Source organism: Trinickia sp. EG282A, assembly GCF_040965455.1.
GTDB classification, from domain to species: domain Bacteria; phylum Pseudomonadota; class Gammaproteobacteria; order Burkholderiales; family Burkholderiaceae; genus Trinickia; species Trinickia symbiotica.
Map to the genome: position 1 here is coordinate 204,027 of NZ_JBFRCC010000006.1, position 13,369 is coordinate 217,395.

Here is a 13,369-nt window from a genome sequence, read left to right on the forward strand (position 1 = left end):
CGTCTCAGCGCTGACTATACTTTTTGTGGGACTTAAGGAGACGGCAGTGAGAGTAAGAGCCCTACCTGGACACGGGAAGACTGTCGAGCGCTCGAGGGCGCAGAGCGAGGCAAAGATCAAGCTGCGTCGCGTCGGCAGCGGCATGAAGTCCTACTGGTTGACCGGCGCCGTACTCGTCATATCGGTCTTGATCTGGCAGGCCGTATCGATGGCCGGCGTATTTCCGCCGTTCGCACTGCCTTCGCCGGTAGCGGTTTGGCAGTCGTTCGTCGAAATCATCCGAAATGGATACGGCGGACAGTCGCTGACCGGCGACATTTTGATCAGCTGTTTTCGCATCGTTATCGGTTTTGTGGGAGCGGTCGCGATCGGTGTGCCGGTGGGTCTTTTGATGTCGCGCAACAAAATAATTTTCGACCTCATCGACCCGCTGCTGCAATTCGTTCGACCAGTTCCGCCGCTCGCTTACATCCCTCTTCTCGTTGTTTGGTTCGGCATCGGAGAGCTGCCGAAGGCCATCCTCATTCTCGTCGGCACGATCCCGGTCATCATCATCGGAACCATGTCGGGCGTAAAGAGTACGCCGCCGCTCAGAATTGCCGTGGCCCGCACTTTGGGCGCGACCAACGCGCAAATCTTCCGCAAGATCGTGTTGCCGTCCGCGTTGCCGGAGATATTCACATCAATGCGCGTGGGTATAGGGGTGGCCTGGACCTGCCTGGTCGCGGCAGAACTTATTGCCGCCAGCAGTGGGCTGGGATGGCTCGTGCAGTTCGCGGGACAAGCGCTGCAAGTTGCCGTCGTGATAGTGGGCATCGTCATCATCGGGGTGATCGGCTATGCCATGGAGTTGGTGATACGCAAGCTCGAGAATTGGATCGTGCCCTGGCGGGGACATGATTGAGCTCAACCATCTGTGGAGACAAGACATGAAAACTAAATACGTGATCCAGCTCGCGAGCGCGGCGCTGTTGGTCGGCGGCTGTCTTATCGCCGGTTTAGCCGGTGCCCAGGGAAAGCCGAAAGTCGTCATCGGCTACGAGGACAACGGCGCCGATCCGTACATGGTCTCCATGGCGGAGCACATGTTCGAACGCCATATGAATGCCGACGTCGATTACAAGCTCTTCAGTTCCGGGCCGGCCGCCATGAGCGCGCTGGCGTCGAACAGCCTGTCGTTCATGTGCGGGCTCGGAGTACCGCCGCTCGTCACGGCCATCGCACAGGGCTTGCCGATGACGATCGTCTATAACCAGGAACGCTATACGAACGCAGCGGGCATCGTGGTCAAGCCCGAAAGCGGCATTCACGACGTCGCCGGCCTGCAAGGCAAGAAGATCGCGATCGTGGCTGGCTCGCAAGCGTCATTCGAGTTGGCGACTTTCCTGGCTCAGGCGCACGTACCGTACACGTCTGTGACGCAAATCAATATGGCGCCCCCGCAAATGCGTACGTCTTGGGTGACAGGCGCGATCGATGCCGCCATCGTCTGGGATCCGGTGTTCAGCGCACTGCGCGAGGCGGGCGGCAAAGCCATCAAGACCGACGGCGACTTACCGCGCAACGCGTCGAGCTACAACGTCTGCATCGCCAACGCCGATTGGGCGAAGGCGCACCCCGATCTCGTGAAAGGGTTCGTCGCCGCGCTGGACGAAGGCTATCAAGTCACGCAAAAGGATTCGGATAAGGCGATCGCGGAGATGGCCAAGCAAACGGGCGTCACGGTGCCCGTCGCCAAAAGCGAACTGGCGGGCTATGAGCTCTTTTCGGGGGCTGATCAGACGACGCCGAAGGTGATGGGCTCGGGCGCCGGCGTGAAGACGTCTGCAACGTACGAGACGTTGGTCAATACCGCCAAGGTCCTCAATCAGATCGGACGCATACAAACGGTGCCGTCGAGCTTCGAAGCCAACGTCGCGCCGCAATATTCGCAATCGCTCGCTCATTGAGCCGGCGCGAAAGAGTACTCATTTCATCCGCAGGAGACGGACTTGAATATCGTTATTGATTCCCTGTACAAGACCTTCGGCTCGACCTCCGCACTCGAGAACATCAATCTGCAGTTTCAGGGCGGCGAGTTCGTCACGGTTCTGGGGGCGTCCGGCTGCGGCAAGACCACGTTGCTGCATCTGCTGGCCGGCCTGACGTCGCCCTCGAAGGGCAACATCTTCATAGACGGGGAGGTAAAGGACCAGCCAGGCGAAGACCGCGTCGTCGTGTTTCAGCAGGCTGGGTTGTTCCCCTGGCTCACCGTCGAGGAGAACATCGAATTCGGGCTTTCTCTCCATTCGGTGCCTAAGGCCGAGCGCCATCGGGCCTCGGCAGACATATTGCGCACCATCGGCCTCGAGAACTTCGCTGGGCACAAGCCTTACGAGCTGTCGGGCGGGATGCAGCAGCGCGTGGCCATTGCGCGGGCGCTCGTGATGAAACCGAAGGTGCTGCTGATGGATGAGCCCTTTGGTGCATTGGACGCGCAGACGCGCAGCGCCATGCAGACGTTCTTGACGGCCCTTTGGGACCAGCTGAGGTGCACCATCGTGTTCATCACGCACGACATCGACGAAGCCATCTTTCTCGGGACGCGCCTCGTCGTGCTGTCCTCGCGGCCGGGGCGGGTCGCGCTCGACGTCCCTATCGAATTGGAGCGACCGCGTACGCCGCAAGTCGCCTTCGATCCGCATTTCCTGGAGTTGAAGAAACAGGCAATGGGCATTCTCGCGCATTGAGAAGACCGGCGGCGCTGGCGTGCGTGCAACGCTGCGCTCTGGTCAGCCCGCGCTTTGTCGCCGTTGTGTCGCGGGTTAGCCGTCGCCCCCATGTAGAAGCGGCGCGAGGCGGCTCGCAGCTTCGCGCATCCGCGGCACGGCTTTCAGCAAATCGTCGAGCGCGGCGCGCGCGGTAGGCGCATGCACGGCCAGCGCTGCGAGCACGCGGCCGCCGGCGGCCGCGCGAACGGGGACCGCGACCGCCACCATTCCCCGCACGAATTCCTCGTTGTCTATCCCGACGTCGCGTTTTGCGAGGCGCTCGAGTTCAGCGGCGAGCCGTTGCGGATCCGTATGCGTCCGGTAGGTCATCTTCTCGAGCGTCATCCGCGCCAGCATCGCGTTACGCTCCACGGTCGTCATTTGTGACAAAAAGAGCTTGCCGCTCGCCGTGCAATGCAGCGGCACGCGCATGCCCGGGCGCATCTCGAGCCGCAGCGGCTCGGTCGTTTCCACGCGCTCCACGTAGAGCACCGCATCATTGTCGAGTGCCGTGAGATTGCAGGTTTCGCCGAGTGCGTCGACGAGCGTGCGCAATACGGCACGGCATGCCCTCGTAAACGTATTGTTCGACAGCGCTGACAGCGCAAACTGTGCAGCACGCGGGCCGAGTGCGATCGCCCGATCGTGACCGCGCGAATCCGGCATATGCATGACATAGCCGCGCGCCTCCAGCGCTTCGATCATCCGAAGCAGCGTGGCTTTGGGAATGTGCAAGCGGACGGATAGCTGCGACAGTGTGTACGGTTGTCCCGCCAATGCAAGCGTTTCGAGCACGGCAAGCGCTCGCAGCACGCGTGCGTCGTCCAGGGTGGCGGTTTCGCCCTGCACGGGAGAGGGAACGTGCATGCGTCTCCTACGGAAGCAAATAAAAACGAACCATTCTGTACCGTTTTCCAGCGTGCGCCATGGATGCCCGCGTTGACTATGCTGGTTTGCGCTGATCCATGCGGCCAGGGCATTGCGCCGCCATCCCGTGGCGGTTCATTGCACTGGTCCAAGCGAATTCACGCCACTGGTTCTACCTTCGCCAAATTCGCCTACCTACACTTTCTTCAACGGATCGGTGCGCCTAAGCCTGTGCGCACGATCGACCAAAGAGAACACATCCATCATTAGGAGTTGTCATCATGGAATACAGCTCAGTCGAGCGAGCGGCGAGCGGTTTCGTCGGAGTGGCGCCCGTCGATCGGCGCTACGACCCGACCTATGACCCGCTCGTGTCGCCCGGCCCCGGGCATGGCAGGGAATACGCGCCGACCTATTGGGTGGCGACGGCCGGCACGCCCCCCGCCGACGACGGTCCCATCACGAAGGATATCGATGTTGACGTCGCGATCATCGGCTCGGGCTATACCGGGCTTGCGACGGCGATCTGCCTTGCACGTGAGCATGGCATCAAGGCGGTCGTGCTCGAAGCGAATCGCACGAGCTGGGGCTGCAGCAGCCGCAACGGCGGCCAGGCGCAAAACGCATCGGGACGGTTGTCGCGCTCGCAGTGGATCGAACGCTGGGGCAAGGACGTCGCCTTGAAGATGCACGATGAGATTCTGGAGGGATTCAATCACTTCAAATCGTTCTTGGATGAGATCGATTGCGACCCGCAGCCGGGCGGCCACTTTCTGATCGCGCATCGTCCGCGCATCATGCAAAAGCTTGCTGCCGAGGCAAAGGTTTGGAAGGATGTTTTCGGCTATCCGTCCGAGCTGCTGAGCGCGGAGACGTTGCGGCGCGAGTTTCTGAACGACCACGAGGCGGCCGGCGCTCTCCACGAGCCGGAAGGCATCGGCATTCACGCGGCGAAGCTCGCGTTCGGCTATCTGCGGCTCGCACGCGAGGCAGGCGCTCGGGTCTATACGAGCAGTCCCGTCATCGGTTGGGAGACGGTGGGCGGGGTGCATCATCTGCATACGCCGGGCGGCATCGTTCGCGCCCGCGCAGTGGGGATCGCGACGGGTGCCTACACGGCGCAGACACTGCATCCGTCGCTGCGCAGCAAGGTGATGCCGATCCTATCGAACTCGATGGTCACGCGTGTGCTGACCGATGAGGAGATTCGCGCGTGCAATTTTCGCACGACACAGGTTCTGACCGATACGCGCACCCTGCGCTTTTATTACCGCTTCCTGCCCGACCGGCGGCTGCAGATCGGCAGCCGCAGCGCGATCACCGGCCGCGACGCGCCGAACCCGCACCATCTGGACCTGCTGAAGGAAGGGATGGCCCGCAAATTTCCGGCGCTGCGCGGTGTGCAGATTGATTTTTCCTGGTGGGGCTGGGTCGACGTCAGCCACGACATGATGCCTCGCGTCTGCCAGCCTGATCCGAAGCAGTCGGTCTATTACGCGCTCGGCTACGGCGGCAACGGCGTGTCGTACTCGCAGCAAGCGGGCAGACGGCTCGCCGAGCACATCGCCGGCAAGGCTTCGCATCTGACGCTGCCGATCTTCACGAGCCCACTGCCGGGCCATATGTTCGCGCCGTTCCGGCGAATCGGGCAGCGCATGCTCTACCTCGAGTACTTCAGGCGCGACGAAAGGCCTTGAGCTCGCCGCTCGCCGTGCGCGGCGAGTAGTCAAGCACGCCCGGCATAGGCAGGCCGGGCTTCGCATTCCCATATAAAAACCGATGAGCCGATTCATGCGGCGGGGCGCTCATGCGTCTTTGCACGAACGCGCGTCATCGACGTGCCCGTATACATACGCCATAACTCGGGAGCGGGCCCTCATTACCAAGATTTGGAGAAGACATGCAACCTACGATGGACCGTAGCAACCTCAAGTGTGGGCTCAAGCAGCGCCATATGACGATGATCGCGCTCGGCGGCGTGATCGGTGCCGGGCTTTTCGTTGGCAGCGGCGTGGTCATTCAGCAGACCGGCCCCGCCGCGATCCTTTCCTTCCTGATCACGGGCGGCCTTGTCGTCCTCGTGATGCGGATGCTCGGGGAGATGGCGTGTGCAATGCCCGCCGTCGGGTCTTTCTACGAATACGCGCGACTCGCATTTGCGAACCGGCGCGGGCCGGGGCGGCTCGCCGGCTTTCTGACTGGCTGGATGTACTGGTATTTCTGGGTGATCGTAGTGGCGCTCGAGGCGGTCGCCGGAGCCAAGCTCATTCAGTTTTGGATCCCCGACGCGCCCGCATGGATCATCAGCCTCGTGCTCCTCATCGTACTTACCGCGACGAACTTGATTTCCGTGGGCAGCTATGGGGAGTTCGAGTTCTGGTTTTCGTCGATCAAGGTAGGCGCGATCATGGTCTTCCTGCTCCTCGGTGGCCTCTACGTGACCGGCTTTTGGCCCGCGTCCATGCACACGAGCGCGGTATTGCCTACGCTCCTCGGGCACGGCGGGTTCATGCCGCTCGGGATTGGGCCGGTGATGAGCGGCGCGGTGGCGGCGACAGGCTTTTACTTCGGCGCCGAAATCGTAACCATCGCCGCGGCGGAGGCGCGCGAGCCCGCGAAGGCCGTGGCGAAGGCGACGAACTCCGTGATTACGCGCGTGCTCGTGTTCTACGTCGGTTCGGTGGCGCTGGTGGTCGCGCTCGTGCCGTGGAATTCGCCGGCCATGGCCACGCCGTACGTCAGCGCGCTTCGCGTCATGGGGCTACCCGCGGCCGCGAACATCATGAATGCGATTGTGTTGACCGCGGTGCTGTCGGCGCTCAATTCGGGCCTTTATGCCGCGTCGCGGATGCTGTTCGCGCTGACGCGCAACGGCGACGCACCGGCCGCGCTTGCCGCGGTCAACAAACGCGGCGTGCCCGTACGCGCAATTTTGCTAGGTACCTTGTTTGGCTACGTCTCGGTTGTGATGTCGTATATCTCGCCCGATACCGTATTCGCATTCTTAGTCGATTCCTACGGCACCGTCGCGATTTTCGTGTATGTGCTGATCGCGCTTTCGCAGCTTCGCTTGCGCGGCCGACTCGACCGTGAGGCCGAGGGCAAGCTGCGCGTCAAGATGTGGGGCTTTCCGTATCTGACCTGGCTGTCGATCGTCGGCATGATCGGCATCCTGATCGCGATGGCATTCATTCCCGATCAGCGCAAGCCGCTTTGGCTCGGCGTCGCAAGCTTAGGCCTGCTGCTCGTCGGATACAAGCTGTTCGTCCACCGGCGCGAGCGCGCGCGGTACGTCGACGAGCACGAACTCGTGTCATGAACTATCGTGCCGGCCGATAGTTGGGATCATCGAATACGACTTTTTTCCGGCTTCAAGCAAACGTAGCATTGATGTACCGATTTAGCGTTCGGTCCTGGCGACGGGCCGGCGACGCCATCCGCGAACGAGGAAGGACGATGGACCATCACCCGCGCACCCAGGACGAGAAGCTCGAGATCAAGACGACGACCTGCTACATGTGCGCATGTCGTTGCGGAATCCGTGTGCATTTGCGCGACGGCGAAGTGCGCTACATCGACGGCAATCCTGACCACCCTTTGAACCAGGGCGTGATCTGCGCGAAGGGCTCGTCGGGGATCATGAAGCAGTACTCGCCCGCGCGCCTCACGCGGCCGCTGCTGCGCAGGCACGATGCGGAGCGTGGCGAAGCCCAGTTCGTCCCGGTGTCGTGGGATGTGGCGTTCGACATGCTCGAAAAGCGTCTCGGGCACCTGCGCGCGACCGATCCAAAGAAGTTCGCGCTCTTCACGGGACGCGATCAGATGCAAGCCCTGACGGGTCTCTTCGCGAAACAATTCGGCACCCCTAACTATGCGGCGCACGGAGGCTTTTGCTCGGCGAACATGGCGGCCGGCATGATCTATACGATCGGCGGCTCGTTCTGGGAGTTCGGCGGCCCCGATCTCGACAACGCGCGGCTCTTCTTCATGATCGGAACGGCCGAAGACCACCATTCGAATCCGCTGAAAATCGCCTTATCCAAATTCAAGCGGGCCGGCGGGCGCTTCATCGCTATCAATCCGGTGCGCACCGGCTATGCGGCCATTGCGGACGAATGGATCCCGATTCGCCCGGGCACGGACGGCGCGCTGTTCATGGCCCTGATCCGAGAGTTGATCGAGCAGGGCGCATACGACCGGGCATTCGTCGAGCGCTTCACGAATGCGGGCGAGCTCGTCGATCTGCGCGAGGAATCCGATACGTTCGGGCTGTTCGTGCGCGATGCCGATGCGCCGGAAGGCAACGCACTGTTTCCGCAGAATCATTTGTGGTGGGACGCGCGCACGAATCGCCCGGTGCTCAATCACGCTGAAGGCGCGCAGCCGGCGCTCGACGGAAGGTATGCGCTCGCCGACGGCACACCGGTCGCACCGTCGTTTGCCCTGCTGCGTGACCAAGTCGCACACTGCACGCCGCAATGGGCCGCCGAGATCACGGGCATCTCCGCGGATACCATTGCGCGTATCGCGCGCGAAATGGCCACCGTCGCGCGCGAGCAGCGGATCGTGCTGCCGATTCAGTGGACTGACTCATGGGGCAAGACGCACGACACGGTGGAAGGTTCGCCGATCGCGTTTCACGCGATGCGTGGGCTCGCCGCGCATTCGAACGGTTTCCAGACGATTCGCGCGATGGCGGTTCTGATGTCACTGCTCGGCACGATCGACCGGCCGGGCGGCTTCCGTCACAAGGCGCCGTATCCGCGCGCGGCGCCGCCGTCGGCGAAACCGCCGAACGATCCGGCCGTCGTCAAGCCAAACACGCCGCTTGCAACCGGCCCGCTTGGCTGGCCCGCTGCGCCGACCGATCTGTTCATTCACGAGGACGGTTCCCCGGCCCGCATCGATAAGGCGTTCTCATGGGAATATCCGCTCGCGGTGCATGGGCTCATGCATTCCGTGATCACCAACGCCTGGCGCGGCGATCCCTATCCGATCGACACGCTGCTCATTTTCATGGCCAATATGGCATGGAATTCGTCGATGAATCCGGTGGAAGTGCGCAAAATGCTGGTCGACAAGCGCGCTGACGGCGAATATAAGATCCCGTTCCTCGTTGTTTGTGACGCATTCGAATCGGAGATGACCGCATTCGCCGATTTGATCCTGCCCGATACGACGTATCTCGAGCGCCACGACGTGATGTCCATGCTCGATCGTCCGATCTCGGAATTCGACGGTCCGGTGGATTCCGTGCGGGTGCCGGTGGTGCCGCCGACGGGCGAATGCAAGCCGTTTCAGGAAGTGTTGATCGAACTGGCGAGCCGACTCAAGTTTCCGGCTTTCACGACGGCCGACGGCAAACGTAAGTTTCGCGACTATCCGGACTTCATCGTCAACTTCCAGACGGCGCCCGATTCGGGTACCGGGTTTCTGATCGGTTGGCGCGGCAAGGACGGCACAAAGGCCGTCGTCGGCGAGCCGAACCCGAAGCAGTGGGAGCAGTACGCCAAGAACAATTGCGTCTATCACCATCGGTTGCCCGAGTCGCTGCAGTACATGCGCAACTGCAACGGGCCGTACATTAAATGGGCTGTCGAGAACGGGATGCGCAAGTACGCAGTGCCGATCGTGATCCAGCTTTATTCGGAAGTGATGCAGACGTTTCGCCTGGCCGCGCAAGGCAAGACGAAAGGCCGCCAACCGCCCCAACACCTCAGGGCGCGCATCGAACGTTATTTCGATCCGCTGCCGTTCTGGTATCCGCCGCTGGAACAGGACACGACCGATCTCGATCGTTTTCCGCTCGCGGCGATCACACAACGGCCGATGGCGATGTATCACTCGTGGGACTCGCAGAACGCGTGGCTGCGGCAGATTCATGGGGAGAACCATTTGTTCGTGAATCCCGCGGTGGCTGCGCAAGAGGGGATCGAGGATGGGGGCTGGATCTATGTCGAATCGCCGTGGGGGAAGGTGCGCTGCCGCGCGCGCTATAGCGAGGCGGTGGAGCCCGGAACCGTGTGGACTTGGAATGCGATCGGCAAGGCGGCCGGCGCGTGGAATCTAGGACCGAACGCGGGCGAGTCGCAGCGCGGCTTCTTATTGAACCACGTGATCACCGACGAGTTGCCGAGCGATACGCGTGCCGGCGAGCGGATGTCCAACTCGGATCCGATCACGGGGCAAGCCGGCTGGTACGACGTGCGCGTGCGCATTTATCGGGCTGAGGCCGATGCCTCGACCACGCTGCCGCAATTCGCCCCGATGCATCCGCTGCCCGGTTCGACGAGCGTGCTTCAACGCGTGCAGGCCTATTTCGCCGGCAAAGGCGAGTTCGCGGCGCGGCTGCGCCGGGCGGCGGCATGGGCCGCCGCCGATGACGGCGCGACTTCTCAGGGAGACGAACAATGACTCAAATGGCTCTCGTCATCGATCTGAACGTCTGCGTCGGTTGCCACGCATGCGTGACGAGCTGCAAGGAATGGAACACGTCGGGCGAGGCGGGCAGCCTCGCTGACATGCGGCCCTATGACGACGATCCGTCGGGCACCTTCTTCAATCGCGTACAGACGTACGAAGCCGGCGTGTTCCCCATGACCGACACGATCCATTTCCCGAAGTCGTGCCTGCATTGCGAGGACCCGCCCTGCGTGCCGGTCTGTCCAACCGGGGCGAGCTACAAGCGCAAGTCGGACGGTATCGTGCTCGTCGATTACGACAAGTGCATCGGCTGCAAATACTGCGCGTGGGCATGCCCCTACGGCGCGCGGGAGTTGGACGAGGGCCGCAAGGAAATGACGAAGTGCACGCTTTGCGCGGACCGAATCTATAACGAAGCGTTGCCCGAGCGCGATCGCAAGCCTGCGTGCGTGCTTGCCTGTCCGACATCGGCACGGCTATTCGGCGATATTCACGATCCGGACTCGGAGGTGTCGCGTGCGATTCGCGAGCGCGGCGGCTATGCGCTGATGCCCGAGTGGGACACCAAGCCTTCGAATCATTATCTGCCGCGCGTGAAGACGGAGCCGTCGTGCGGCTGCGGTAATGGCGCCGGCTGCGGGAATGCGGCTGCGGCCGGTGAAGCGACGCTTCAAGCGCAGCTCGAACGCGGCGAGGTGAATCTCGTGGCATTGGCCACGCACCGCTAACCGGGCGCGAACCGACCCATCCTCGCATTGACGCATCGACACACTGGCATAGACGGAGCCCCCATGCGGCCAGCTTTCTCAGTCATTTTCCTCACGACGCTTTGCGGTGCGGCGCAGGGACTGCTGCTCACCCTTGTCGCCGTCGAAGCCGCTTCCCGTGCCGTCGGCGTTGCGGTGCCTTCGGCGTTCTATGTGTCCGGGGCGGCATTGGCGGTCGTGCTCGGCGCGCTCGGACTCGCCGCGTCGTTCTTCCATCTGGGGCATCCCGAGCGCGCGTGGCGGGCGATCGCCATGTGGCGTACGTCGTGGCTCTCGCGCGAATGCATCGTGTTGCCGGTTTTTCTTGCGCTGGCCACCGCGTACGGTGCCGCGCATTGGGCCGGCATAAGCGCTACGCTCGAAATCGGCGCACTCGCGGCGGCTGCGAGCGTCGCGCTGTTCGTCTGCACAGCCATGATTTATGCCTGCCTGCGCTTCCTCCAGGAGTGGGCAAGCCCGTACACGCTCGTGAACTTCGCGTTGCTCGGCTGCGCCTCCGGTTGCACGCTGGCGACTGCTTGCGCGGCTTGGCTTGCGCCTGCGCTCGTGAGCGTACTTGCGGCGTGCGCTTGTTTGCTGACGGTCGCCGGTTGCGCGACACGCTTGGCATCGCTTGCGCGCAACGCGCGCCTCAAACCGAAGTCGACCGTGCAGAGCGCGACCGGCATTCGCCACGTCAAGGTCGAGCAGAAGTCCCGGGGCTTTACGGCGAGCGCATTCAACACGCGCGAATTCTTCCACGGGAGGAGCGGCGCAACGCTGCAGGCCGTCAAGATCGGTTTTTTGATCGGCGCATTCGCGGTGCCGTTCGTTCTTACGGGCGTGGGTGCGCTGGCGCCGAGATCGGCTGCGGCGGCCGTCGCGCTCGCTGCGGCGTTCGTGATCCAATATGTGGGACTGCTTGCCGAGCGCTGGTTTTTCTTCGCCGATGCGCGGCATCCGCAGAACATCTACTATCAGCGCGCGTCGTAAGCGCGCCGTTTGGCCGCCGTTCGTCTAACCCATGCGCTGCTGCGCTTGCACGCATTGCGCAAGTGCCCGCACGCCCGGCTCGATCTTCTCGGGCGCAATGGCCGAGAAGCCCATGCGGAAGCAGCGACGTGCTTGCGCATCGTCGTTCATGAAGAAGACGTTGCCGGGCTCTATCACGACGCCGACCGCCTGCGCATCCGCGGCAAGGCGTTCCGCGTCGAGCCAGGCGGGCCCCTCGACCCATGACGACGCACCGCCTGTTACGGGCACGTAACGCGCTTGCGGCAGGTGCGCGTCGAGCGCCGCCATGAGCGCCTGCGCGCGTTCGCGATAAGCGTGCGCGAGCCGACGCAGCAGTGCGTCATGATGCCCCAGTGCGAGAAACGTCGCGAACGCGCGTTGCACGTAGCCCACCGGGTGCCGCACCATCAATCGCCGCAGCGCGCGCAGTTCGCGAATCAACTCGCGCGGGCCGACGACGTAGCCGAGCCGCAGGCCCGGGGCGAATGTCTTCGACAAACTGCCGACATAGATCACGCGATCGGCCGTATCGAGGCTTTTCAACGCGGGATGCGGCGTGCCGGAGAAGGTGTTTTCGCTCTCGTAGTCGTCCTCGACGATCACGAAGTCGTGCTTCTTGGCACACTCGAGCAACGCGCGGCGCCGCTCCAGCGGCATCGTCGCGGTGGTCGGGCATTGGTGGCTCGGCGTCACATATACGTAATCGCAGCAAGCGAGCGTATCGTCGAGTGCCTCCGGCGCGATGCCGTTTTCGTCCACCTCCAGCGGCAGCAACCGCGCATTCCGGTTTTCGAAGATGTTGCGTGCATCGGGGTAGCCCGGATTTTCGAAGCCGACCGTCGTATCTTCGTCGCAGAGTAGATCGGCGATTAAGTACAGGGCCTGCTGGCAGCCGATTGTGATGACGATTTCATCCGGCATCGCGAACACGCCGCGCCGCGGCAGCACGCGCGTGCGGATCTGCTGGATCAGCGATTCGTCGTCGCGCTCGATGAGGTCGGGCGCCCAGTTGCGAATCTCCATGACCGAGAGCGCCTTCATGCAGCACTCGCGCCAGTCGTTCGTTGGAAATAGCGATTGATCGAATTGCCCGTAGATAAACGGGAACTCATAGTGCTGCCAATTCGCTGGCTTGACGATGTTGCGTTGATTCGATGGCGGGTGAGCGATGCGTTGCCGCCAGAGCGGCCGTCCCGCCGTCTCGTCCGCGATGGCTTGTCCTTCGGCACGCGCGGCGGCCCGCGTCGCGCCGAGGTCGGGCGAGCCGCGCAGCATCTCCGGATTGACGAAGTGCCCGCTGCGTTCGCGCGAGATTAGATAGCCTTCTTCCACGAGCATTTGGTAACTGAGCACGACCGTGTTGCGTGCGACGCCGAGCTGATCGGCCAGCTCGCGGCTGGACGGGAGCGCGACATCGGGCTGCAATTGGCCATCGAGGATGGCGGCGACGAGCATTTGTCGGATCTGATCCTGCAGGCTCGTCTTAGATGCCGATGACCGCGTGAATTGCTGGGCCCATAAAGCGGTCGGCGTGCGGCTCGGCATGCTGGCTCCTATGCTGTGACTGTG

Annotated in this window: 10 protein-coding genes; 8 read left to right on the top strand and 2 right to left on the bottom strand. The window is 62.7% G+C overall.

The features are described from left to right. The first annotated feature begins 142 nt into the window (after positions 1-142). The 3 genes from AB4Y31_RS27325 to AB4Y31_RS27335 are packed head-to-tail and all read left to right on the top strand — an operon-like array spanning position 143 to position 2,729. Positions 143-904 carry an ABC transporter permease gene (locus AB4Y31_RS27325; RefSeq protein WP_368676747.1) on the top strand — a complete coding sequence of 254 codons (762 nt, stop codon included), beginning with the start codon at positions 143-145 and terminating at the stop codon, positions 902-904. Between the two features lie 25 nt (positions 905-929). Beyond that, complete coding sequence (locus AB4Y31_RS27330; RefSeq protein ID WP_368676748.1) at positions 930-1,949, top strand: ABC transporter substrate-binding protein; 1,020 nt, start codon at positions 930-932, stop codon at positions 1,947-1,949. Positions 1,950-1,991: 42 nt separating this feature from the next. Continuing rightward, a complete protein-coding gene (locus AB4Y31_RS27335) occupies positions 1,992-2,729 on the top strand; it encodes an ABC transporter ATP-binding protein (protein WP_368676749.1) in 738 nt (245 codons plus the stop codon). Between the two features lie 75 nt (positions 2,730-2,804). Here AB4Y31_RS27335 and AB4Y31_RS27340 read toward each other — a convergent pair whose 3' ends face one another. After that, positions 2,805-3,617 carry an IclR family transcriptional regulator gene (locus AB4Y31_RS27340; protein ID WP_368676750.1) on the bottom strand — a complete coding sequence of 271 codons (813 nt, stop codon included), beginning with the start codon at positions 3,615-3,617 and terminating at the stop codon, positions 2,805-2,807. A 281-nt stretch (positions 3,618-3,898) separates the two neighbouring features. Here AB4Y31_RS27340 and AB4Y31_RS27345 point away from each other — a divergent pair, with 281 nt between their 5' ends. The 5 genes from AB4Y31_RS27345 (at position 3,899) to AB4Y31_RS27365 (ending at position 11,779) form a co-directional block, all read left to right on the top strand. After that, positions 3,899-5,314, top strand: a complete 1,416-nt coding sequence (locus AB4Y31_RS27345; RefSeq protein WP_368676751.1) for an NAD(P)/FAD-dependent oxidoreductase — start codon at positions 3,899-3,901, stop codon at positions 5,312-5,314. Positions 5,315-5,517: 203 nt separating this feature from the next. Further along, complete coding sequence (locus AB4Y31_RS27350; RefSeq protein WP_368676752.1) at positions 5,518-6,936, top strand: amino acid permease; 1,419 nt, start codon at positions 5,518-5,520, stop codon at positions 6,934-6,936. Positions 6,937-7,073: 137 nt separating this feature from the next. Next, positions 7,074-10,031: a molybdopterin-dependent oxidoreductase gene (locus tag AB4Y31_RS27355; RefSeq protein ID WP_368676753.1), complete on the top strand. Its 2,958-nt coding sequence runs from the start codon at positions 7,074-7,076 to the stop codon at positions 10,029-10,031. After that, entirely contained in the window at positions 10,028-10,768 is a 741-nt protein-coding gene (locus AB4Y31_RS27360) for a 4Fe-4S dicluster domain-containing protein (protein ID WP_368676754.1), read from the top strand. Before AB4Y31_RS27355 ends, AB4Y31_RS27360 begins: the two co-directional genes overlap by 4 nt. Positions 10,769-10,831: 63 nt before the next feature. Beyond that, on the top strand, positions 10,832-11,779 hold the full coding sequence (locus tag AB4Y31_RS27365; RefSeq protein WP_368676755.1) for a dimethyl sulfoxide reductase anchor subunit family protein: 948 nt from the start codon (positions 10,832-10,834) through the stop codon (positions 11,777-11,779). A 24-nt stretch (positions 11,780-11,803) separates the two neighbouring features. On the opposite strand, the gene AB4Y31_RS27370 is transcribed toward AB4Y31_RS27365, so the two are convergent. Then, a complete protein-coding gene (locus tag AB4Y31_RS27370) occupies positions 11,804-13,345 on the bottom strand; it encodes a PLP-dependent aminotransferase family protein (RefSeq protein WP_368676756.1) in 1,542 nt (513 codons plus the stop codon). Between the last annotated feature and the right edge of the window lie 24 nt (positions 13,346-13,369).